This is a genomic window from Zoogloea sp. JDB1 (assembly GCF_056724025.1).
The window spans coordinates 4,323,352-4,345,500 of sequence record NZ_CM161496.1 but is presented as its reverse complement, the minus strand read 5'-3'; the positions used below and the strand labels follow the sequence as shown (position 1 = coordinate 4,345,500).

The 22,149-nt window shown below is 62.2% G+C and carries 26 protein-coding genes; 18 read left to right on the top strand and 8 right to left on the bottom strand.

Annotated elements, in window-relative coordinates:
* Positions 1–21 precede the first annotated feature (21 nt).
* From rlmN to AC1PPK_RS19610, 15 genes are all read left to right on the top strand, one after another.
* On the top strand, positions 22–1,125 hold the full coding sequence (gene rlmN, locus AC1PPK_RS19680) for a dual-specificity RNA methyltransferase RlmN (protein ID WP_481114707.1): 1,104 nt from the start codon (positions 22–24) through the stop codon (positions 1,123–1,125).
* A complete protein-coding gene (gene pilW, locus AC1PPK_RS19675; RefSeq protein ID WP_481114706.1) occupies positions 1,125–1,916 on the top strand; it encodes a type IV pilus biogenesis/stability protein PilW in 792 nt (263 codons plus the stop codon). Before rlmN ends, pilW begins: the two co-directional genes overlap by 1 nt.
* A 65-nt stretch (positions 1,917–1,981) precedes the next feature.
* The gene (locus AC1PPK_RS19670) at positions 1,982–2,902 is read left to right on the top strand and encodes a RodZ domain-containing protein (RefSeq protein ID WP_481114705.1); all 921 of its coding nucleotides are present in this window, start codon (positions 1,982–1,984) and stop codon (positions 2,900–2,902) included.
* Positions 2,903–2,914: 12 nt separating this feature from the next.
* On the top strand, positions 2,915–4,165 hold the full coding sequence (ispG, locus tag AC1PPK_RS19665) for a flavodoxin-dependent (E)-4-hydroxy-3-methylbut-2-enyl-diphosphate synthase (RefSeq protein WP_481114704.1): 1,251 nt from the start codon (positions 2,915–2,917) through the stop codon (positions 4,163–4,165).
* A 30-nt stretch (positions 4,166–4,195) separates the two neighbouring features.
* Positions 4,196–5,491, top strand: a complete 1,296-nt coding sequence (hisS, locus tag AC1PPK_RS19660; protein WP_481114703.1) for a histidine--tRNA ligase — start codon at positions 4,196–4,198, stop codon at positions 5,489–5,491.
* Positions 5,478–6,131: a YfgM family protein gene (locus tag AC1PPK_RS19655; protein WP_481114702.1), complete on the top strand. Its 654-nt coding sequence runs from the start codon at positions 5,478–5,480 to the stop codon at positions 6,129–6,131. The genes hisS and AC1PPK_RS19655 overlap by 14 nt, the downstream gene beginning before the upstream one ends.
* Positions 6,128–7,267, top strand: coding sequence for an outer membrane protein assembly factor BamB (gene bamB, locus AC1PPK_RS19650; RefSeq protein WP_481114701.1), 1,140 nt, complete (start codon positions 6,128–6,130; stop codon positions 7,265–7,267). The genes AC1PPK_RS19655 and bamB overlap by 4 nt, the downstream gene beginning before the upstream one ends.
* A gap of 15 nt (positions 7,268–7,282) precedes the next feature.
* Positions 7,283–8,611 carry a ribosome biogenesis GTPase Der gene (der, locus tag AC1PPK_RS19645; RefSeq protein ID WP_481114700.1) on the top strand — a complete coding sequence of 443 codons (1,329 nt, stop codon included), beginning with the start codon at positions 7,283–7,285 and terminating at the stop codon, positions 8,609–8,611.
* A 100-nt stretch (positions 8,612–8,711) separates the two neighbouring features.
* Entirely contained in the window at positions 8,712–8,954 is a 243-nt protein-coding gene (gene hfq, locus AC1PPK_RS19640; protein ID WP_079434940.1) for an RNA chaperone Hfq, read from the top strand.
* Between the two features lie 51 nt (positions 8,955–9,005).
* The gene (gene hflX, locus AC1PPK_RS19635; protein WP_481114699.1) at positions 9,006–10,139 is read left to right on the top strand and encodes a GTPase HflX; all 1,134 of its coding nucleotides are present in this window, start codon (positions 9,006–9,008) and stop codon (positions 10,137–10,139) included.
* 57 nt (positions 10,140–10,196) lie between these two features.
* Positions 10,197–11,462, top strand: coding sequence for an FtsH protease activity modulator HflK (gene hflK, locus AC1PPK_RS19630; RefSeq protein WP_481114698.1), 1,266 nt, complete (start codon positions 10,197–10,199; stop codon positions 11,460–11,462).
* Positions 11,462–12,373 carry a protease modulator HflC gene (hflC, locus tag AC1PPK_RS19625; RefSeq protein WP_481114697.1) on the top strand — a complete coding sequence of 304 codons (912 nt, stop codon included), beginning with the start codon at positions 11,462–11,464 and terminating at the stop codon, positions 12,371–12,373. The genes hflK and hflC overlap by 1 nt, the downstream gene beginning before the upstream one ends.
* A gap of 5 nt (positions 12,374–12,378) precedes the next feature.
* Positions 12,379–12,564: a DUF2065 domain-containing protein gene (locus AC1PPK_RS19620; protein ID WP_481114696.1), complete on the top strand. Its 186-nt coding sequence runs from the start codon at positions 12,379–12,381 to the stop codon at positions 12,562–12,564.
* A gap of 14 nt (positions 12,565–12,578) precedes the next feature.
* Positions 12,579–13,733 carry an ATP phosphoribosyltransferase regulatory subunit gene (locus AC1PPK_RS19615; RefSeq protein ID WP_481118238.1) on the top strand — a complete coding sequence of 385 codons (1,155 nt, stop codon included), beginning with the start codon at positions 12,579–12,581 and terminating at the stop codon, positions 13,731–13,733.
* A 4-nt stretch (positions 13,734–13,737) separates the two neighbouring features.
* Positions 13,738–15,048 (top strand): adenylosuccinate synthase, encoded by a 1,311-nt coding sequence (locus AC1PPK_RS19610; RefSeq protein ID WP_481114695.1) that lies wholly within the window; start codon positions 13,738–13,740, stop codon positions 15,046–15,048.
* A 147-nt stretch (positions 15,049–15,195) separates the two neighbouring features.
* On the opposite strand, the gene AC1PPK_RS19605 is transcribed toward AC1PPK_RS19610, so the two are convergent.
* Genes AC1PPK_RS19605 through ompR form a run of 8 tightly spaced genes read right to left on the bottom strand, consistent with a single transcriptional unit; the run spans position 15,196 to position 20,418 of the window.
* Positions 15,196–15,975: a peptidylprolyl isomerase gene (locus tag AC1PPK_RS19605; protein ID WP_481114694.1), complete on the bottom strand. Its 780-nt coding sequence runs from the start codon at positions 15,973–15,975 to the stop codon at positions 15,196–15,198.
* 32 nt (positions 15,976–16,007) lie between these two features.
* On the bottom strand, positions 16,008–16,271 hold the full coding sequence (locus tag AC1PPK_RS19600) for a BolA family protein (RefSeq protein WP_481114693.1): 264 nt from the start codon (positions 16,269–16,271) through the stop codon (positions 16,008–16,010).
* Positions 16,268–16,567, bottom strand: a complete 300-nt coding sequence (locus AC1PPK_RS19595; protein ID WP_481114692.1) for a YciI family protein — start codon at positions 16,565–16,567, stop codon at positions 16,268–16,270. Before AC1PPK_RS19595 ends, AC1PPK_RS19600 begins: the two co-directional genes overlap by 4 nt.
* Positions 16,567–17,103, bottom strand: coding sequence for a septation protein A (locus tag AC1PPK_RS19590; protein ID WP_481114691.1), 537 nt, complete (start codon positions 17,101–17,103; stop codon positions 16,567–16,569). The genes AC1PPK_RS19595 and AC1PPK_RS19590 overlap by 1 nt, the downstream gene beginning before the upstream one ends.
* Before the next feature lie 52 nt (positions 17,104–17,155).
* A complete protein-coding gene (locus tag AC1PPK_RS19585) occupies positions 17,156–17,554 on the bottom strand; it encodes a group II truncated hemoglobin (protein ID WP_481114690.1) in 399 nt (132 codons plus the stop codon).
* Positions 17,544–18,254 (bottom strand): MBL fold metallo-hydrolase, encoded by a 711-nt coding sequence (locus tag AC1PPK_RS19580; protein ID WP_481114689.1) that lies wholly within the window; start codon positions 18,252–18,254, stop codon positions 17,544–17,546. The genes AC1PPK_RS19585 and AC1PPK_RS19580 overlap by 11 nt, the downstream gene beginning before the upstream one ends.
* A 46-nt stretch (positions 18,255–18,300) precedes the next feature.
* The gene (locus AC1PPK_RS19575) at positions 18,301–19,653 is read right to left on the bottom strand and encodes a sensor histidine kinase (protein ID WP_481114688.1); all 1,353 of its coding nucleotides are present in this window, start codon (positions 19,651–19,653) and stop codon (positions 18,301–18,303) included.
* Between the two features lie 36 nt (positions 19,654–19,689).
* Positions 19,690–20,418 carry an osmolarity response regulator transcription factor OmpR gene (gene ompR, locus AC1PPK_RS19570; protein ID WP_481114687.1) on the bottom strand — a complete coding sequence of 243 codons (729 nt, stop codon included), beginning with the start codon at positions 20,416–20,418 and terminating at the stop codon, positions 19,690–19,692.
* A gap of 196 nt (positions 20,419–20,614) precedes the next feature.
* Between ompR and AC1PPK_RS19565 the strand changes: the two genes are divergently transcribed.
* From AC1PPK_RS19565 to rimI, 3 genes are all read left to right on the top strand, one after another.
* Positions 20,615–20,941, top strand: coding sequence for a hypothetical protein (locus tag AC1PPK_RS19565; protein WP_481114686.1), 327 nt, complete (start codon positions 20,615–20,617; stop codon positions 20,939–20,941).
* A gap of 66 nt (positions 20,942–21,007) precedes the next feature.
* Positions 21,008–21,700, top strand: a complete 693-nt coding sequence (gene tsaB / locus AC1PPK_RS19560; RefSeq protein ID WP_481114685.1) for a tRNA (adenosine(37)-N6)-threonylcarbamoyltransferase complex dimerization subunit type 1 TsaB — start codon at positions 21,008–21,010, stop codon at positions 21,698–21,700.
* A complete protein-coding gene (gene rimI / locus AC1PPK_RS19555) occupies positions 21,697–22,149 on the top strand; it encodes a ribosomal protein S18-alanine N-acetyltransferase (RefSeq protein WP_481114684.1) in 453 nt (150 codons plus the stop codon). The genes tsaB and rimI overlap by 4 nt, the downstream gene beginning before the upstream one ends.

Here is a 22,149-nt window from a genome sequence, read left to right as displayed (position 1 = left end):
TCGTCCGTCCCGCTGGTCTGGATGGAAATACACGTGGTCAATCTTCTCGATTTCGATGCCGAAGCCCTCACCGAATGGTTCGTCCAGCAGGGTGAGAAGCCGTTTCGCGCCAAGCAGGTGCTCCGTTGGGTCCATCGTTTCGGAGAAACCGACTTCGAGCAGATGACCGACGTCGCCAAGTCGCTGCGGGCCAAGCTCGCAGCGACGGCCTGCGTCATGCCCCCCGTGCCGGTGCGCGACAGCGTTTCAACGGACGGTACGCGCAAGTGGCTGCTCGACGTGGGCAACAGCAATGCGGTGGAAACGGTATTCATTCCCGAGACCAACCGCGGGACCCTGTGCATCTCGTCGCAGGCAGGATGTGCCCTCGACTGCGCGTTCTGCTCGACCGGTAAACAGGGCTTCAACCGCAATCTCACGGCCGCCGAGATCATCGGCCAGTTGTGGCTGGCCAACCGCATGCTGGGCGCCAACGGCGACGGCGAGCGGGTCATCAGCAACGTCGTGATGATGGGTATGGGCGAGCCCCTCGCCAATTTCGACAATGTCGTCTCGGCGCTCAAGCTGATGCTCGACGACAATGCCTACGGACTTTCCCGGCGGCGTGTCACCGTGTCCACCTCCGGCATCGTGCCGGCCATGGATCGACTGCGCGACGCCTGCCCGACCGCGCTGGCGGTGTCGCTGCATGCGTCCAATGATGCACTGCGCGACAGGTTGGTGCCGATCAACCAGAAGTACCCGCTGCGCGAACTGATGGCCGCCTGTCGACGCTACCTGGAAAAGGCGCCACGGGACTTCATCACCTTCGAGTATGTCATGCTCGATGGCGTAAATGATTCCGATGCCCATGCCAGGGAATTAATCGCGCTGACCCGCGATGTGCCGTGCAAGTTCAACCTGATTCCTTTCAATCCGTTCCCTAACTCGGGTTTTGATCGTTCCCCTGCGCCGCGGATCAAACAATTTGCCGAGATCCTCATCAATGCGGGCATCGTGACGACCACCCGCAAGACCCGTGGCGATGACGTGGATGCGGCCTGTGGGCAACTGGCCGGGCAGGTCAAGGACAAGACGCGCCGGACGGCCACCCGAGTTGTACCGGTCGTGGAGGTGCGCTCCTGATGCGTAGCTGGTGTGCGTTGGGATTGTTGACGCTCTTGCTCAGCGGGTGCGTCGCACCCTTGCCGTCTGCTGAAACGGACAAGCTCGAGCGCCCGGTGATCGATCAGCCGGCGACTACGGATGCCCGGCGCAAGGCCAAGATCCACGTCGAGCTGGGGCAGGCTTATTTTCAGGTTGGCCGGTATGGTGTCGCACTTGACGAAGCGCGAGCCGCAACCAACTACGATTCGGGTTATGCGCCGGCCTTCCAGTTGATGGGCATGGTGCACATGTTCCTTCAGGAGAACCAGATCGCAGCGAGCAACTTCGAGTACGCGATGCGGCTGGCCCCCGGTGACCCGGAGATCATGAACAGCTATGGCTGGTTCCTGTGTTCCACTGGCAATGAGACTTCAGGGCTGGAGTTGCTCACCAGGGCAGCACGCAACCCGTACTACCAGACGCCAACCCGGGCGTATGCCAACGCTGGCCTGTGTCAGCTCCGGCTGAAGAATGATGCCGCCGCCGAGCAGCTGTTTCAACGCGCGCTGGAGGCGGATAACGGCAACATGCAGGCCTTGTTTCATCTGGCCGAAATTACATACCGGCGCGGAGCTTATGAGGCGTCGAAGCATTACCTTGCTGTGTTGAATCAGGGGGGAGAGCCGACTGCGGAGAGTCTGTGGCTGGCGATCCGCATCGAACGCCGGCTGGGGAACAGGACTGCCGAGGCGGGCTTCGTCCAGCAGTTGCGGCGCCGTTTCCCGGAGTCGCCAGAGTATCAGGCTTTCTTGCAAGGGCAGTACCAGTGACAGATCCTCATGCACTTCCGTCTTCGGCAGCACCGGTTGTGACTGACATCTCCGTGGGAGAAACCTTGCGTCTTGCTCGCGAGGCGCAAGGTTTCAGCCTCGCCGAAGTGGCGAATGCGCTGAAACTCAACGTTCGGCAAGTTGATGCGCTGGAGGCTGGGCGTTTTGACGATCTGCCCGGCCCCGCCTTCACCCGGGGCTTCCTGCGCAATTACGCACGCCTGTTGAAGCTGGATGTGGCGCCCCTGTTGGCCCATGTGGATCGACCCGGCGATGGGGCGTCAGTGGAGCTGACGCCCGCTTCGAACGCCCACGGAGACATCCCGCAGGTGGGGCGTGGTCGCTTCCGGAAATCCATTCTGCCTGGTGTACTGGCAGCTGCGGGCCTGTTTGGCGTGGTTGTAGCCGGTTGGTATTTCGATACGCAGAAGAAGGCGGTGGATGACGTGACGGTGCAGGTGCCGTCCGTGACCACGGAAGGGGAGCAGGGGGCGCCGGCACCTCAGGCGCAGAATGCGCTGCCGGCTGTGGTGCCTCCCGCGCCCGTCCAGCCCTCCGAAACCGCCACGTCTCAGGTCGTGCCGCCTCCTGGCGCAGAGTCCCGCGAAGGTGTTGCGCCGGTTGTAGCACCTGTTGCTCAGGCCCCAGCAGTCGTGGTTCCAACCCCCACCACCCCGTCGCAGCCCCCGGCTGAGAAAGCTGTGGAAGCTACGCCGGCCAAGCCAGTCAAGCCGGCTGGGGAGAGTGGAGCCGATCAGCTCGTTTTCGAGTTTTCTCAGGATGCGTGGGTCGAGGTGAAGGATCGAAACGGCAAGATTCTGTTGTCCCAATTGGGCAAGGCCGGCGTACGCCGTGAAGTGAGCGGCAATGCTCCGTTTTCCCTGGTGGTGGGCAATGCCCGTTATGTCAAGTTGCAGCGCAATGGTGCGCCCGTGGATCTGACTCACGACACCAAGGTGACGGTGGCTCGTCTCAAGCTCGAATAATCAGGCGCATTTATGGATCTACTACTTTCAGGGCGCGCTTGCGCCCGTCGTCAGACCCGCCAGGTTCGCGTCGGCCATGTGTCGATTGGCTCTGGGGCACCCGTCGTCGTGCAGTCGATGACCAATACGGACACCGCCGACGATTTCGCGACCACGATGCAGGTGGCCCAACTGGCGCGTGCCGGTTCCGAGCTCGTCCGGATCACCGTCAATAACGACGAAGCAGCCAAGGCCGTGCCGAAGATCCGCGAGAAGTTGCTGGCCATGAACCTCGACGTTCCGCTGGTCGGTGATTTCCACTACAACGGCCACAAGCTGCTGGCCGACAATCCGGCCTGCGCGGAAGCGCTCGACAAGCTGCGCATCAATCCGGGCAACGTGGGGCAGGGCGCCAAGCGCGATACCCAGTTCGCATCCATCGTCGAAATGGCCTGCAAGTACGACAAGCCGGTGCGGATCGGCGTCAACTGGGGCAGCCTCGACCAGTCCGTGCTGGCGCGCATCATGGATGAGAACGCCAAGCGTGCCGTGCCGCGGGACGCCGGTGCGGTGATGCGCGAGGCACTGGTCACGTCGGCGCTGGAGTCCGCAGCGAAGGCCGAGGAGTACGGGCTGGCCGGCAACAAAATCATCCTGTCCGCCAAGGTCAGCAGCGTGCAGGACCTGATCGCCGTTTACCGCGACATGGCTGCCAAGTGCGATTACCCGCTGCACCTGGGCTTGACGGAAGCCGGCATGGGCTCGAAGGGCATCGTGGCATCGACGGCTGCCCTGGCCGTGCTGCTGCAGGAAGGCATCGGCGACACGATCCGGGTGTCCCTGACACCAGAGCCCAATGGTAGCCGGACCCAGGAAGTTATCGTCGCGCAGGAGATCCTGCAGACGATGGGCCTGCGCGCCTTCACCCCGATGGTCACCGCCTGTCCGGGTTGCGGCCGCACCACCAGCACCCTGTTCCAGGAACTGGCGTCCGATGTGCAGTCCTTCGTGCGCGACAACATGCCGATCTGGCGCGATCAGTACGATGGCGTCGAGAACATGAGTCTGGCGGTAATGGGCTGTATCGTGAATGGCCCGGGTGAGAGCAAGCATGCGAATATCGGCATTTCCCTGCCGGGCACCGGCGAGTCGCCGGCGGCGCCGGTGTTCGAGGACGGGGTGAAGACCCTTACCCTCCGGGGCGACAACATCGCCAATGAATTCAAGGCCATCATCGAGCACTATGTGGCCCGCACTTATCCCCGCAAGGGCGCCGCGGCCTGATCCGCGCGTTACAGAAAAACAAAAGGAATCATGAGCAAGACCCTCCAGGCCGTGCGCGGGATGAACGACATCCTGCCCGACGAAGCAGAAATCTGGGAACAATTCGAAGAAATCGTCCGCAACTGGCTGCATAGCTACGGCTATCGCCCGATCCGCATGCCGCTGGTCGAGCCGACCCCGCTGTTCAAGCGGGCCATCGGCGAGGTCACGGACATCGTCGAGAAGGAAATGTATTCCTTCGAAGACGCCCTCAATGGCGAGCATCTCACCCTGCGACCGGAAGGCACTGCGTCCTGCGTGAGGGCGGCGATCCAGCACAATCTGCTGTTCAGCCAGCCGCGCCGACTGTATTACCACGGTCCGATGTTCCGCCACGAGCGTCCCCAGAAGGGGCGCTATCGCCAGTTCCACCAGGTCGGTGTCGAGGCGCTGGGCTTCGAGGGACCGGATATCGACGCGGAGCACATCCTGATGTGCGCGCGGCTGTGGGACGACCTTGGTCTCGACGATGTCAAGCTGGAGATCAACTCACTCGGTAGCAGCGAGGAGCGGGCGGCCCACCGGGCGGCACTGATCATCTACCTGGAACAGCACCAGGCCCGGCTGGATGAAGACGGCAAGCGCCGTCTGTACACCAATCCGCTCCGTATCCTCGACACCAAGAATCCGGATCTGCAGGACATCGTGGAAGGCGCGCCCAAGCTGGCCGATTTCCTCGGCGAGGAGTCGATCAAGCACTTCGAGGGCGTCCAGGCCGTGCTGAAGGATGCCGGGCTGCCTTATCGCATCAACCATCGGCTGGTGCGGGGGCTGGACTACTACAACCGCACCGTTTTCGAGTGGGTCACGACCCGGCTCGGTGCCCAGGGCACTATCTGCGCGGGTGGCCGTTACGATGGTCTCGTCGCCCAGCTGGGCGGCAAGCCGGCGCCGGCGGCGGGTTTTGCTATGGGTGTCGAGCGTCTGCTCGCCTTGTGGCAGGAGAGTGGCGGCCAGGCAGAGCGCGTCGTGCCCGACGTCTACCTCGTCCACGCCGGCGAGGCGGCCCAGCGCGCCGCTTTCCGGGTTTCCGAGATGCTGCGTGGCACCGGTTTCTCCGTGACCCAGCATTGCGGTGGCGGCAGCTTCAAGTCCCAGATGAAACGGGCCGATGCGTCCGGTGCGCCATTTGCCGTAGTGATCGGCGATGACGAGGCCGCGGTTGGTGAAGTCAGTCTCAAGCCCTTGCGCGACGGTGGCGAACAGCTTCGTGTTCCCATGGAAGTGCTCCCCGAAACCCTGGCGGATCGCCTAATCGAATCGGAAGAAGACGATGGCAGCATTTGACCTCGAAGAACAAGAACAGCTTTCCCAGATTAAGGGCTGGTGGGAACAATACGGCAAGTTCGTGACGGCGCTGGCGATCGTCGCCGCGCTGGCATCGGTGATTTGGCAGGGCTGGAACTGGTACGTCGGCAAGCAGAGTGCGGAAGCAGCTACGCTGTACGAGGCTGTCCAACAGGCGGCTGCCGAACACAATGCCCAGAAGGCCCGTGAGGCCGCTGGCACGCTGATCGAGAAGTACAGCGGTACGGCCTACGCCGACCTTGCGGCCCTGTTGTCCGCCAAGGCTCAGGTGGAGGCGGGCGATCTGAAGAACGCTCGGGTGCCACTGTCCTGGGCTGCCGAAAAGGCCAACGACCCTGCGCTGCGGGGCTTGGCGAAGCTGCGCCTTGCTACCGTTTTGCTGGATGACAAGGCATACGACGAAGCCTTGGCTCAGCTGAGTTCCGTGCCCGACGAAAACCTGGCCGCCCGATATGCCGATCTGAAGGGAGACATCCTGGTCGCCCAAGGAAAGCCGGCGGAGGCTCGCACCGCCTACAAGGCTGCGGTGGACGCGCTTGGCGCGGCGTCCAAGGTTGAGGCTGCGACCCTGCGCGAGATTGCCCAGGCCAAGCTGGATGCGCTCGGGGGTGCTCAATGAACAGGCTTCGTCCGGGTTTTGTCGCGGTTCTGGCGTCCCTGAGTCTGGCCGCATGCTCCACATGGAACCCCTTTGCATCGGGTGACGGCAAGCTGCCGGCGCTCAAGCCCCTGAGCAATCCGGTTCGTACTGCCGAGGTCTGGCGGGCGAGCGTCGGCGATTCAGGGCCCTTCGTGCTGCAACCCGCGTTGTCCGGCGATGTGGTATTTGCCGCCGGGCGTGACGGCAAGGTCGTGAAGCTCCAGGGCGGGAAGACCGCCTGGAAAACCGACGTGGGCGTCACTGTGTCGGGCGGGGTTGGCAGCGACGGGCAGCTTGTTCTGGTTGCCTCGCCGAAGGGCGACGTGATCGCATTGGATGGTGCCACCGGCCAAGTCCGCTGGAAAGCGAAGGTCAATGCCGAGGTGCTTGCAGCGCCTGCTGTTTCGGACAGTATCGTCGTCGTACGGAGTGCCGACAGCCGCTTGTTCGGCCTCGAGCCAAGCACCGGCAAGCAGCGCTGGGTGTACCTGCGGGCAACTCCGGCGCTGGCCTTGCGTAGTTCGGCTGGCGTGGTGTTGGATGACAAGCTGATCCTGGCGGGCTTCCCCGGCGGCAAGCTGGCTGCGGTGAACGTGGCCAACGGCTCCCTGATGTGGGAAGGTACCGTCGCCATTCCGCGCGGGGCCACGGAGCTTGAGCGCGTGGCGGACATCACCAGCCTGCCGGTGATGAGTGCCCGTGCGACTTGCGCGGTGGCTTATCAGGGGCGGGTCGCCTGCTTTGACATGTCCAATGGCTCCACGCTGTGGACGCGCGACCTGTCCAGTTCCCGTGGTCTCGAACTTGATGACCGCCATGTCTTCGTGACCGACGAAAAGGGCGCGGTGCATGCCCTCGACGTCACCAATGGCGCAAGTGCCTGGAAGCAGGACCAACTTGTCGGGCGTTCTCCGGGGCGGCCGCGTGTTGTCGGTGCATATGTGATCGTCGGCGATGGTTTCGGTGATGTCCACCTGCTGCGCCGTGAGGACGGAGCGCTGGTCGGTCGTGCCCGAATCGTGTCCAGCGCCATTGCCGCCGATCTGCAGCGTGCGGGTGGCGAGGTCGTGGTGCAAACCCAGAATGGCACAATCTACGCCCTCGGCGTGCAATAACGGAGTCGCTGAAGCGTGAAACCCACCCTTGTCCTGGTTGGACGCCCCAATGTGGGTAAGTTGACCTTGTTCAACCGCCTGACCAAGACCCGCGATGCGCTGGTGGCGGATTTTCCGGGCCTGACCCGTGACCGTCGCTACGGCCTCGGCCGTGCTGCTGAACGGGAGTTCCTTGTTGTCGATACCGCGGGTTTCGATCCGGTGGCGAAGGAAGGCATCGTCCACGAAATGGCCAAGCAGGCGGAGCAGGCCATTGCCGAAGCCGATGCGTTGCTGTTCATGGTGGATGCCCGTGCCGGCCTGACGCCCCACGACGAGCAGATCGCCACCCGGCTGCGCCGGGCCGGCCGCCCGACCTTTCTGGTCGTCAACAAGGCGGAGGGCATGAACCGCTCGATGGTATCGGCTGAATTCCATGCGCTCGGCCTCGGTGACCCTCTGTGCATTTCCTCGGCCCATGGCGACAACGTCAATGCGCTGATGGAACTGATCCTTGAGAACTTCCCGGTGGATACGGAGGATGACGAGGAGGCCAGTAAAGGGCCGCGCGTAGCCATCGTCGGTCGTCCTAATGTGGGTAAGTCCACACTGGTCAATACGTTGATCGGCGAAGAGCGTGTCATCGCCTTTGACATGCCCGGCACCACGCGGGATGCGATCGAGGTGCCGTTCGAGCGCAATGGCCGGAAGTACACCCTCATCGACACGGCAGGCCTGCGCAAGCGCGGCAAGGTTTTCGAGGCTGTCGAGAAGTTCTCGGTCATCAAGACCCTGCAGGCTGTTGAGCAGTCCAATGTGGTGGTGCTTGTACTCGACGCCAGTCAGGAGATTTCCGAGCAGGATGCCCATATCGGCGGTTTTGTCGTCGAAGCCGGCCGTGCGCTGGTGGTCGCCGTCAACAAATGGGATGCCATCGACGACTACCGTCGTCAGCGGGTCAAGGAAGATATCGCCCGCAAGCTGCCCTTCCTTGGGTTTGCGCGTTTCCTGTATGTCTCGGCTTTGAAGGGGCAAGGCATCGTGCCGATGCTCAAGTGCGTCGATGGCGCCTACGAGGCGGCGATGACCAAGTTGTCCACGCCCAAACTGACGCGTCTGTTGCTCGACGCCGTGCTGCGCCAACAGCCGCCAAGGCACGGCGGGTTCCGTCCGAAGATGCGCTATGCGCACCAAGGTGGCATGAATCCCCCGGTGATCGTGATTCACGGCAGTGCCCTGGATGACGTGTCGGCGTCTTACATCCGCTACCTGGAGCGGACTTTCCAGGAAGCGTTCAAATTGCAGGGGACGCCATTGCGGATACAATTCAAGTCATCGCACAACCCCTACGCGAATAAAGACTGAGTAACCTGTTCTCCACACCTGCGAGCCGATGCCTGCCTGATGCGGCGGTGCAGCAAAAGGCTCTATAATTATTCCAAACTAAAACCATAGAGGTTATGACATGAGCAATAAGGGGCAACTCCTGCAAGATCCATTTCTCAACGCCCTGCGTCGTGAACACGTCCCCGTTTCGATCTATCTCGTGAACGGTATCAAGCTGCAGGGGCAGGTCGAGTCTTTCGACCAATACGTTGTTCTCCTGAAGAACACGGTGACCCAGATGGTCTATAAGCACGCCATTTCCACCGTCGTGCCGGCCCGTCCCGTCAACATCCAGCAGGAACAGAACGAGGCAGCGAGCTGAGTTCCGTGACCTTCCGGCCGCCGTGCGGCCTACTCCGATCCGGGTTTCCGTGTGTTTGACCGACCTTCCGCGGGAACCCGCGCGCTCCTGATACAGGTCGATTTCGGTCAGGGCAGTATTGAGGAGCGCTTGTCCGAAATCGGCCTGTTGGCCGGCAGTGCCGGCGCCTGCGTGGTCGGTATCGTCCAGTGCCGTAGACAGGCTCCTGATCCGGCGCTCTACATCGGCAAGGGCAAAGCCGAAGAGATCCGGATGGCCGCGCAGCTCAACGACGCCGACATCGTCATTTTCAATCATGACATTTCGGCGGCACAGCAGCGCAATCTCGAGCGCGTGCTGGAGCGCCGCGTCATCGATCGATCGGCATTGATTCTCGACATCTTTGCGTTACGTGCCAAGAGCCACGAGGGCAAGCTGCAGGTCGAACTGGCCCAGTTGCAGCACCTTTCCACGCGGCTGGTCAGGGGGTGGACTCACCTGGAGCGTCAGAAGGGCGGTATCGGCCTGCGCGGGCCCGGCGAGAAGCAGCTTGAAACCGACCGCCGCCTGCTCGGTGAGCGCGTGAAGTTGCTTAAGTCCCGCCTGACCCAGCTGGAGCGTCAACGGGGTGTGCGTCGCCGTGCGCGAGAGCGCCGTGACGTGCTGACCGTGTCTCTGGTGGGATATACCAACGCAGGCAAGTCCACACTGTTCAATGCGCTGACCAAGGCTGGTGCTTACGCGGCAGATCAGCTGTTCGCCACGCTGGACACCACGTCACGACGACTTTTTCTTGGGGATGCTGGGAACATAGTGCTCTCGGACACGGTCGGATTCATTCGCGATCTTCCCCATTCCCTCGTCGCGGCTTTCCACGCCACGCTCGAGGAAACAGTCGCAGCTGACGTTCTGCTGCACGTTGTGGATTCCTCGAGTGAGGACAGGGAAGGGCAGATTGCGGCGGTCAATGCGGTGCTTGAGGAAATCGGTGCCGGTAGCCTCCCCCAGATCCAGATCTGGAACAAGATCGACGCGACTCTGGCCAGTCCGGAGGTCCAGCGGGATGCGTGTGGTAATATCTCGCGCGTTTTGCTTAGCGCCAGGACGGGTGAGGGGCTCGATTTGCTGAGGCAGGTGCTGTCCGATATCGCACTTGCTCACAAGGCGTCATTGGCTGCCACGTCGGAAACTCAGGGTTCAATCTGAAGAATCCTTCCCATCACCTTCCCGGAGCGGATTTTTACCGTGATCACAGGCATTCTCATGTCTCTCAACGATCCCAAATGGGGTAACCGCGGCGGCGACAACCGCGGCGGTGGCGATGGAAACCAGGGACCTCCCGATCTGGAGGAACTCTGGCGCGACTTTAACAGGCGCCTGTCCGGCATGTTCGGGCGTGACTCCGGCCGTGGCAGTGGATCGGGCGGAGACGGGGGCAATCGCAATCCCGATTTCAACATGCGTCAGTTCGGCGGTGGCATCGGCCTGATCGCGGCTTTTGCAGTCGTTGTGTGGCTGGCCAGCGGCTTCTACATTGTCGATGCGAGCCAGCGCGGTATCGTGCTGCAATTCGGCCGCTTCCAGGAAGCCACGGAGCCAGGCCTGCGCTGGCGCCTGCCTTACCCTATCCAGACCCATGAACTGGTCAACCTGACCGGTGTGCGCACGGTCGAGATCGGCTACCGCGGTTCTGAGCGTAACAAGGTGCTCAAGGAAGCCCTGATGCTGACGGACGATGAGAACATCGTGAACATCCAGTTCGCGGTGCAGTACATTCTGAAGGATCCGCAGCAGTATCTGTTTAACAACCGAAACTCCGATGATTCGGTGATCCAGGCCGCGGAGACCGCGGTGCGCGAGATCGTCGGCAAGAGCAAGATGGATTTCGTGCTCTATGAAGGCCGCGAACAGGTTGCCGCCAGCGCCCAGAAGCTGACTCAGGACATCCTCGATCGCTATTCGACCGGTATCCAGGTCAGCAAAGTGACGATGCAGAATGCCCAGCCGCCGGAGCAGGTCCAAGCGGCCTTCGACGATGCGGTGAAGGCCGGCCAGGATCGCGAGCGCCAGAAGAACGAAGGTCAGGCCTATGCCAACGACGTGATTCCGCGTGCCCGTGGTGCCGCCTCCCGTCTCATCGAGGAGGCGGACGCCTACAAGGGGCGGGTCGTAGCCCAAGCCGAAGGTGATGCGTCGCGCTTCAAGCAGGTTTACACCGAATATGCGAAGGCGCCAGAAGTCACGCGTCAACGCATGTACATCGATACCATGCAGCAGATCTTCTCCAACACCTCCAAGGTCATGGTGGATGCCCGCAGCAGTGGGAATCTGCTGTATTTGCCGCTGGACAAGCTGATCCAGCAGACGACAGTGCCGGCGGCTACGCCGGCGGCCGAGCCGGTGCAGAGCAGTCGTCCAGTGTCCTCACCGACGACCGAGAGCAATATTGCTCCCCCGCGTGCCGATGCTTTGTTGGGAGAGTCCCGCACCCGTGAGGCTACTCGTAACCGTGAGCGGGGAGAGCGCTGATGCGTGAACGACTGCCATTGATTTTCGGTGCGGCCCTGTTCGGTGTGGCCGTGTTGTCCATGTCCTTGTTTACGGTCGATCAACGCCAACATGCGTTGGTCTTCCAACTCGGCGAGGTGAAGGGGCAGATCAGCGAGCCGGGCCTGCATTTCAAGATCCCCCTGATCCAGAACGTCCGCTATTTTGACAAGCGCATCCTGACGATGGATACCTCCGAGCCAGAGCGTTTTATCACGTCGGAAAAGAAGAACGTCCTGGTTGACCTATTCGTGAAGTGGCGCATTGTCGACCCGAAGCTCTACTATGTTTCGGTTGGTGGCGATGAGACGCGGGCCCGCACGCGCCTCGAACAGACGGTTAACGCCGGTCTGCGCGAAGAGTTCGGCAAGCGCACTGTGCATGAGGTCGTTTCCGGTGAGAGGGAGAAGATCATGGACGAGATGCGCGTGAAGGCCGACCTCGATGCCCGCAAGATCGGCGTGCAGATCGTCGATGTCCGCCTCAAGCGCGTAGACTTGCCGGTAGAGGTTTCCGAGTCTGTTTATCGTCGCATGGAGGCGGAGCGGAAGCGGGTGGCTAACGAACTGCGTTCCCAAGGTGGCGCCGAGGCGGAGAAAATCAAGGCCGACGCGGACAAGCAACGGGAAGTGATCATCGCCGAAGCCTACCGCGATGCGCAGAAGGTCAAGGGTGAGGGTGATGCCAAGGCTTCCGCGATCTATGCGCAGGCTTTTGGTCAGAGTCCCGAGTTCTTTGCCTTCTACCGCAGCCTCGAGGCTTACCGGAACAGCTTCAAGAGCAAGTCGGATGTGGTGGTCGTCGAACCGAACTCCGAGTTCTTCAAGTATCTCAAGAGTCCAGGTGGGCGGGCCGCTGCTGCCAGCAGCGAGCCCGGGAAGAGCAAGAAGTAATAATAATGGGGCGTTCCCTCATCCTCGCCTTCGCGCTGATGCTGGTGCTTGAAGGCGTTGTGCCCTTTGTCGCGCCAGCCCTGTGGAGGGAGACTTTCGCCCGTCTGGTCCGCATGGCGGACGGGCAGATCCGTTTTGTCGGCCTCGGCTCGATGCTGCTGGGCCTCGTTGTTCTATTCGTTTTTTCGTAAGGCGCTACCCCATGTTGCGTTGGGTTCTACCCGAATATATCCAGGACGCTTTGCCCGCCGAAGCGGCCAAGTTGGAAGATCTGCGCCGTCGTCTGCTCGACGCCTTCCGTCTCAATGGCTATCAGCTCGTTGCTCCACCCCTGCTCGAATATCTGGAATCCCTGTTGACCGGTGCTGGTCAGGACCTTCAGCTGAAGACCCTCAAGCTCGTTGACCAGCTTTCTGGTCGTACGATGGGGGTGCGGGCCGACATTACGCCTCAGGTCGCGCGCATCGATGCGCACCTGCTAAACCGGAAGGGCGTTGCCCGTCTGTCTTATTGCGGCAGTGTCGCGCACGCGGTGCCGTCGTCGCTGACGGCGACCCGTGAGCCGCTCCAGCTGGGTGCCGAGATCTACGGCCACACCGGTCTTGAAGCTGACGCGGAAGTGATCCGTCTGCTTGCCGAAGCGCTGCAGGCTGCCAGTGTGGGTACGTCGCGCATCGATCTCGGTCATGTGGGCCTTTTCAAGGCGTTGGTGACCAAGGCCGGTATCGGTGCGGAGCGGGAAGAGCCGTTGTTCGATTGCCTGCAGGCTAAGGATCTGCCGGGTTTGCGCGATCTGCTGAGTGGTGTCGCCGACGATGTCCGCGAAGCCTTGCTGGCCCTGCCGACTCTGTATGGGGGCGCCGAAGTGCTCGCGCGTGCCCGCGAAATCCTGCCGGCCGACACTGAGATCGACGCGGCGCTGAGCGATCTCCAGTGGCTGGCCGATGAGTTGGAAGGTCTGCCCATCAGTTTCGATCTGGCCGATCTCCGTGGCTACCATTACCACAGCGGAGTGGTCTTCGCGGCTTACGGCGGTAAGTCGCCTGTCGCGCTTGCCCTCGGCGGGCGTTACGACAGTGTCGGCCGCGCTTTTGGCCGTGGTCGTCCGGCTACCGGTTTCAGCCTGGATTTGCGCGAGCTTGCGGCGCAGGTTGCCGACCCCGTGTTGCCGGGGGCTGTTCTGGCTCCGGGCGGGCGGAACCCGCAGCTGCAGGCGGCCATCGCTGCCTTGCGCGACAACGGTGAAAGCGTAGTGATTGAATTGCCCGGCCATGACGGCACGTGGCGCGAGGCCGGGTGTGACCGGCGTCTGGTTCTGCGGGGCGGTGCCTGGCAGGTTGAACCGCTTCAGGGAGAGTAAAGAGATGGCAAAGAACGTTGTGGTTGTTGGCACCCAGTGGGGTGACGAAGGCAAGGGCAAGATCGTCGACTGGCTGACCGATCAGGCCCAGGGGGTTGTCCGTTTCCAGGGCGGCCACAATGCCGGTCACACGCTGGTCGTCGGCACCACCGAGTACAAGCTGAACCTCGTGCCGTCCGGCATCGTGCGTGAAGGTGTGCAGTGCTTCATCGGGAATGGCGTGGTGCTGGATATCCACCACCTGCTGGCTGAGGTGCGTGGTCTGGAAGCGGGCGGCATCAAGGTGCGTGAGCGTCTTAAGATCAGCCCGGGCTGCCCGATCATCCTCGGTTACCACTCGGCGCTGGATCGTGCCCGCGAAGCGAAGAAGAGCGCTGGTGACAAGATCGGCACCACGGGCAAGGGCATCGGCCCGACCTACGAAGACAAGGTCGCCCGCCGCGCGTTGCGCGTATACGACCTGTTCCATCCGGAGCGCTTCGCCGAGAAGCTGAAGGAAAACCTGGACTATCACAATTTCGTGCTGACCCAGTATCTGGGCGCCGACCCGGTGGATTTTCAGACCGTTTACGACCAGGCTTTGGCCGATGCAGAAGAGATCCGCCCGATGGTTACCGACGTGTCCGCTGACCTCTACGCGATCAACAAGTCCGGCGGCAACCTGCTGTTCGAAGGTGCGCAGGGCACGCTGCTGGACATCGACCATGGCACCTATCCCTTCGTGACCTCCAGCAACTGTGTGGCGGGGCAGGCGGCGGCGGGCAGCGGCGTTGGCCCTGGCCGTCTGCACTACGTGCTGGGCATCACCAAGGCCTACTGTACGCGTGTCGGCGGCGGTCCGTTCCCGACCGAACTGGACTTCGAGACCACCGGCACGCCGGGTTACCAGATGTCCACCGTGGGCCGTGAATTCGGTACCGTGACCGGGCGCAAGCGCCGTTGCGGCTGGCTGGATCTGGCTGCGCTGAAGCGTTCCATCATCATCAACGGCGTTTCCGGCCTGTGCATCACCAAGCTGGACGTGCTGGACGGCCTGACGGAACTCAAGCTGTGCACCGGCTACATGCTCGACGGCAAGCGCGTGGATCTACTGCCGATGGGCGCCGAAGAGGTGGTTCGTTGCGAGCCCATCCTCGAGACGCTGCCGGGCTGGAGCGGCACGACCTTCGGTGCGCGCACCTGGGATGCGCTGCCGCCTGAAGCGCGCGCCTATCTGCACCGCATTGAGGAGATCTGCGAAATCTCCATCGATGTGATCTCCACCGGTCCCGAGCGTGACGAGACGATCCTGAAGCGCCATCCCTTCGGCGCCTGATCAACGTTTCCGGCCTGGCCCGGGTGTTGCCATCCTTGGCGGAGGGCATCCGGGCCAGTTGCTTACGGCAAGCCGGGGCGTCAGGACGAAATACAAACAAAAAGCCGACGGGAAACCGTCGGCTTTTTGGTGTCAGCATGGTGGGTATTACTTGATCGTCGCCTTGCTGCGCAGTTCGGCAATGTGGTGCTCCACGCGTTGTTGCTCGAGGCGTTGCTTGATCTGTCCCTTCACTTCATCGAAGGTCGGCGCCTTCAGCGCGCGGCTATCTTCCAGCTTGATGACGTGATAACCAAAATTCGTCTTCACCGGGGTGGTGGTGAATTTACCCTTTTCAAGTTTGGTCAGGGCGTCGGAGAAGGGCTTGACGAAGCCAGCGGGGTTGGCCCAACCAAGATCGCCGCCCTTGTCCTTGGAGCCGGGGTCCTTGGACTGTTTGGCCAGATCCTCGAATTTTTCACCCTTTTCGAGCTTGGCGATGATGGCCTTGGCCTCGTCTTCCTTCTCGACGAGGATGTGGCGTGCCTTGTATTCCTTGTCGCCCAGCTGGGACTTGATCTTGTCGTATTCGGCCTTCACTTCGCCATCGGTGACCGGATGACTCTTCACGAAGTCTTGCAGGTAGGCGCGAATCAGCACGGCCTGGCGGGCCAGTTCGACCTGCGCTTGTACGGCTGCGGACTTCTCGAAACCCTTTTTGCGGGCTTCCTGGGCGAGCACTTCGCGGCGGACGAGCTCTTCCTTGACGGCGTTGCGCAGTTGCTCGGAGTCGGGCGCACCCTGGGACTTCTGCTCGGAGATCATCACGTCGGCGCGTGCCTGGGGAATGGCCGTGCCGTTGACCGTTGCCACGTTTTGGGCAAAGGCGGGAATCGCGATGGTGGCTGCGATGAGGGACAGAGCCAGGCGGCTCGGGATGATCTTCATCAGTTTTCCTTGCTGGTGGAGCGGGTTGAAATTCAACTTTCGTCGGGCGTCCTGGCCTGTATGGCCAAGGCATGGATTTCCCGGCGCATCAGGTCGCCGAGTGTGTCGTAAATCAGGCGGTGGCGGGCAACCGTGTTTTTGCCACTGAAAGCTGCTGACACGATGGCGAGGCGGTAGTGCCCGCCGCCGGAACGCGCACCCGCATGGCCGGCGTGCAGATGGCTGTCATCGATCAGCTCGATGGCGGAGGGCGCCAGCACGGCAAGGCGTTGGCGGATCTCGTCCATGACGCTCATGGCAGGACCTTCTTGAAGGGCTTGACGGTGCATCGCACGAAGACGCCGGTCGTGGCGTAGGGGTCGGTAGCGGCCCAGACTTCAGCGTCGGCCAGCGAGGGGAATTCGGCGACAATCACGCTGCCGGTGAAGCCGGCTGGGCCGGGGTCGGGGGAATCAACCGCCGGACAGGGGCCGGCCAGCACGAGGCGGCCTTCCGCCTGCAGGGCCTGAAGGCGTGCCAGATGCTCGGCGCGCACAGCCATGCGCTTGTCGAGGGAGTTGGGGGCGTCTTCGCCGATCAGGGCATACAACATTATTTGGGTTCCTCTTCGATGTAACGGGACAGCAGCATTCCCTGGGCCAGCACGAACACGAGCATCAGGCCCATGCCGCCGAAAAGCTTGAAGTTGACCCAGGTGTCTTCGGAAAAGTTGTAGGCGACGAACAGATTGACGACGCCCATCACACCAAAGAATGCGGCCCAGGCCAGGTTGAGCCGGCCCCACAGCGGGTCGGGCAGTTTCATCTGGGCCTCGAGCAGGCCGCGGATCAGGTTCTTGCCAAGAAATTGTGCGGAGAACAGTAGGGAGCCGGCAAAGAACCAGTACAGCACGGTCGGCTTCCACTTGATGAAGGTCGGGTTCTGGAAGAACAGTGTGGCGCCTCCGAAGAGGGTGACGATCACGAGACTGACCCACAACATGGTGTCCACTTTGCGGTGGCGGAACCAAACCCATCCTATCTGCGCCACGGTGGCGGCGATAGCGACTGCCGTAGCAGCAAAGATGCCGGCAAACTTGTAGGCAATGAAGAAGAGGATGATCGGAAACAGGTCGAAAAGAAATTTCATCAGTTCGGAAATCAGGGAAGCAAGGCGGGGAAGGCTGTCAGTAGCTTGTCTGTCAGCCGATGTCGACGCGGTTGCGCATGTGATCGGCGAGTCCGAGGATGGCAGCCCATAACTTATCTCTCAACGGACCTTGGGGGAGGCATTCGTCGAAAGCGGTTTCCATGCACATCAGCCACTGATCACGTTCCCGGCTGGCGATTGCAAAGGGCAGGTGGCGCGCGCGCAGGCGGGGGTGGCCGAATTCCTGCTCGTAGAGCGGCGGTCCGCCGAGCCAGCCAGTGAGGTACTTGAAGAGTTTTTCTTCTGAACCGGACAGATCCTCAGGGTGCATCTGGCGGACATCCCATGCTTCAGGCAGGGTGTCCATGAGTTCGTAGAACCGATGGACGAGGCGGCGGATGGTTTCTTCGCCGCCGAGTTCGGTGTAGGGGGTCAGAGGTTCAAGCGCCATGGATGTCCAGCTCTCCAGGATGCCCGCAACGCAGGTTGGCAGGTAAGGCTTCATCCATCATGCGTGGCGGGGGAAGACCGAGACTGGCCATCAGATCAATGAATTCTTGTCGGTTGCGTCCGGCCAGACGCGGATTGCAGCCTTTTTCCTGGCCGACACTGGATACCCGTGCGCCTCGGTAATCGTGGCCGGGATAGATCAGGGTTTCTTCCGGGAAGGTGAACAGACGTTCTGTGATGCTGTCGTACAACTGGCCTGCGTCGCCACCCTGAAAGTCGGTGCGGCCGCAGCCGCCGATCATCAAGGCATCACCCGTGAAAAGCCGGTCGCGCCAGTGGTAGGTGACACAGCCCGGCGTATGCCCCGGTGTGGGAATGACGCGGATGACTTCGTTGCCGAAGACGATGGTGTCGCCGTCGCCAACCGTGCGATCGGCGCAGCCAACGCCACCACTGGTGCTGATGATGCTGCGGGCGCCGCTTACTTCCCGCAGACCGGCCGAGCCGGTGATATGGTCTGCATGCACATGGGTTTCCATAATCCAGACCAGCTGGAGTTCCTGCTCCTGCAGAAAACTGATGTAGGCCCCGACATGCTCCTTGACCGAGTCGATGATGACCGCATCGCCGGTCACTGGGTCGGCCAGGAGATAGCTGAGCGTGCAACTGCTCGGATCGAAGAACTGGCGGAACAGGATCATGGGTGTGGCGCCAACAGAACGGGATAGCATCGATTCTAGCTTCAACTCAGGCTTTTGTTGTGGCTCGCAGATGAATGCTCGCCGTCAGCCCGCCGCCCTGTCGAGGCGTCAGGCGGAATTCACCGTTCTGGCCCCGGACGATGCGGTCGACGATAGCCAAGCCGAGCCCCGATCCCTTGGTGTTGCTACGGGCGGATTCGAGGCGGGTGAATGGGCGTTTGACGCGTTCGATATCGGCTTCCGGAATGCCCGGACCACGATCGAGCACGCGGATCGTCGGCCGGCCCTGGTCTGAGCCGATTTCCAATTCGGGGGGCGCACCTGCATAGCGCAGTGCGTTCTCGATCAGGTTCGTTATTGCACGCCGCAGGGCCTGTGGCCGCGCTGCTGCGGTGACGTGCCCGATGCTGCGGAGTTCCAGCGTGTAGCCGCGGCGGGCATACAAAGTGACCAGTTCGGCAGCCAGTTCGGAGAGATCGAGCATCGTCAATGTTTCACCGCCGTCCAGTTTCGAGAACTCCAGGAACTGGCCGATGATGCGGTCCATGTCCTCAATGTCGGAGACCATCGCGTCGATGTCGGCCGGATCGGCGCCGCACATTTCGATGCCCAGGCGCAGACGTGCCAGCGGCGTACGCAGATCGTGGGACACGCCGGCCAGGATGAGGGCCCGGTCTGCATCGAGTTGTTGCAGGTCATGGGACATCTGGTTGAAAGCGTGGGCCAGATCTGACAACTCGGTAGGGCCGCTTTCGCTGAGTTGCGGTGGAACCTCGCCACGGCCGACGGTACGTGCCGCGGTCGCCATGGCCTTGAGAGGCAGGCTGAGGCGCGAGACGATCATGTAGGCCCCCAGCGTGGCGAGGCATAGGGCTGCGGCGCCCCACCACATCCACTCTAGTGCGTGGGGGCGGATGATCCGTTCGCTGGGCAGCATGACCCAGAACTCCATGCTTTCGGATGGTGGGTCGTCGTCCAGCCTGAAGCTGACCCAGAATCCCGTCAGACCTTCCCAGGCGGACGCAAAGCGGGTTTCCACGCCGAGTTGTTTACGGACGTCGGTGATGACCATCCGCATGATCGCTGTGTCCTCCAGTGGCTGCACCTTGTCCTGGGCTTCTGCGGGGTAGATGCGGATGCCTTCCAGGGTCGCCAGATCAAGCAGCAGGTCTTTGCGCCGCGCCGGGTCGGCGTTGAGGAGGGCGGTACGGGTCAGGTTGATGATGCTGATGACCGTCTGGGCGGTCTGGCGCGCTCGGCTGGCCTGGTCAAAGTGGCTGAAGATCGCCGACCACACCGCAACGGAGGCCAGCATCAGTGCCGCCACCACCAGGAAGATGCGCCACAGCAGCGTGCGGGGGGCGGCGTGGAGCAGGGCGCGGTAGCGGGTTGGTGCCATGGTGCGACGGACGGGCAGGAGCGTGCGCTCCCTGTCTCACTGGGAATGCTTGTTGCCGTCCGGCACGAAGACGTAGCCGAAACCCCATACGGTCTGGATGTAGCGGGGTTTGCCGGGGTCTTCCTCGATGAGCTTGCGTAGGCGGGAGATCTGCACGTCGATGGAGCGGTCGAAAACGTCGTACTCGCGGCCGCGAGCCAGTTCCATCAGGCGATCCCGCGAGAGGGGCTGGCGGGGATGCTGCAAAAGCACCTTGAGCAGCGCGAATTCACCGGTAGTGAGTAGCGTTTCCTCGCCGTTGCGGATCAGCATGCGGGTGCCGAGCTGAACGACGATCTGGCCGAAACGCACGTCCTCGTCGTCGGCAGCCGGTGCGCCGGGGGGCGTCTGCGGCTGGCGGCGCAGCACAGCGTTGATACGGGCCACCAGCTCGCGCGGGTTGAAGGGCTTGGGCAGATAGTCGTCGGCACCCATTTCCAGGCCGACGATGCGGTCCACATCATCGCCCTTGGCGGTGAGCATCACGATCGGAATGCCGTTGTTGGTGCCGCGCAGGCGCCGACAGATGGACAGGCCGTCCTCTCCCGGGAGCATGAGGTCGAGCACCATCAGATCGAAGTGTTCGCGCAGCAGCGCGCGGTCCATCTGCGCTGCGTCGGCAACGGTCTTGACGTTGAAGCCCTGTTCGCCAAGGTAACGTTTCAGTAGGTCGCGCAGGCGAAGGTCGTCGTCGACGACGAGGATGCGAAAGCTCTCTTTTTCCATGGGTTGAATGCTAGCCGCTCGTGTGCAGGTCGGCTAGCGGGACAACGAAAGACGTGGGTAAAGAAACGTAAGTGGAGTCACAGACCTAACATTCCCTTACAAAGCGTCGCACCTCGGGTGGCCTGGCCTGCCAGAATCAAATCGGCCCGCTTCCCGGAGATGCCTGAATGATTGCGGCCGGGTTAGGATAAGCGCCATGTGCAATGAAACCACTTTGCAGAACAAGTCTGGCCGAGGCTCGCGCCTGACGCTGGGGTTGTTGCTGGTGGGGCTGCTGGCCACGGGGGCCGCCGCAGCCCAGGGTAACGAGCGTCTGGGACCTTTCCTGCGCCAGTATGCGGCTCCGCAAGACCGGCAGGGGCGGGAAATGCCGGCCTTTTCTGCGGAGCCTATACGGCGTCAGGACGTTGACGAGAATCGTAATCCCCGCCGCTGGTCTCCCGAGGAGCGACGCCAGTTGCGCCGCGATGTTCACGATGCGGGCCGGGATGTCTACGGCGACCGGCATCGTCGTCCGGACTGACCGAGAGCAACGGCCAGCGTCTTCAACACTGCTTCCGGGGGCGGAGGGCGGTAGAATGCGCCTCCTATGAAGATCCTCGCCATCGAAACTTCCACCGAATATGGCTCCGTCGCACTGCTCGACGGAGAACGCCTTATCGAACGTCCCGTGGCCGGCCGTCCCGGCCATTCGGAGACCATTCTTCCCGAAGTGCGCGAACTCCTGAAGGAAGCCGCCGTCGGCTTGGCGGATCTCGATGCGATCGCCTTTGGCGTGGGGCCGGGCGCGTTCACGGGTTTGCGACTGGCTTGTGGTGTGGCGCAGGGACTGGCACTCGGAGCCGGAAAGCCGGTGGTGCCGGTGTGCACCCTGGAGGCCTTGGCGGATCAGTGTGATCAAACGGCTATTTTCGTTGCCGCGGATGCGCGGATGTCCGAGGTTTACTTTGCCGCCTATCGGCGTATCGATGGTGTGCTGGTCGAACAGACCGCGCCGGCCTGCGCGGTTCCCGCTACGGTGGCGTTGCCGGCGGAGGGGAATTGGTTCGGTTTCGGCTCCGCTTTCGGCGCATACGAAGCAGCACTCGTTCCTGCCCTTGGTGAGCGCCTCACCGGCTTCGACCCGTCGCCGATCCCTAGGGCTGCCAGCGTGGCGTGCCTGGCCGCGGTGCGCTTTGCCAAAGGGGAGGCGATCGATCCGGCCCTGGCGGCCCCCTTGTATGTGCGCGACAAGGTGGCCATGACCACCGCCGAGCGTCTCGCCAGCGGAGGGCGGGCGTGACGCTTGTTGGACTGAATTTCGCGCCGATGCAGGATTCCGACCTGGAATGGGTCGCGATGCTGGATGCGCGCCTGTATCCCTATCCCTGGACGGTCGGTAATTTCTCCGACTCCATGCGTTCCGGTTACAGCTGCTGGACTATGCGCGACGGGGTGGAACGCGTAGGTTATGCGGTGCTGATGATGGTGCTCGACGAAGCTCATATCCTCAACATCAGCGTCCAGGCCGAGCGTCAGCGCCAGGGGTTGGGGCGTCGCTTGCTGGAGCATCTCGGCGATGTGGCCCGTCAGGACGGCGCCCGTCAGATGTTCCTCGAGGTGCGTCCATCCAATACTGCGGCGCTGGCCCTCTATCAACGTGCCGGCTTCGAAACCATCGGTCGCCGCAAGGGTTATTACCCGGCTGCGTCTGGGCGTGAGGATGCGTTGGTGATGAGGTCCCGCCTGTGA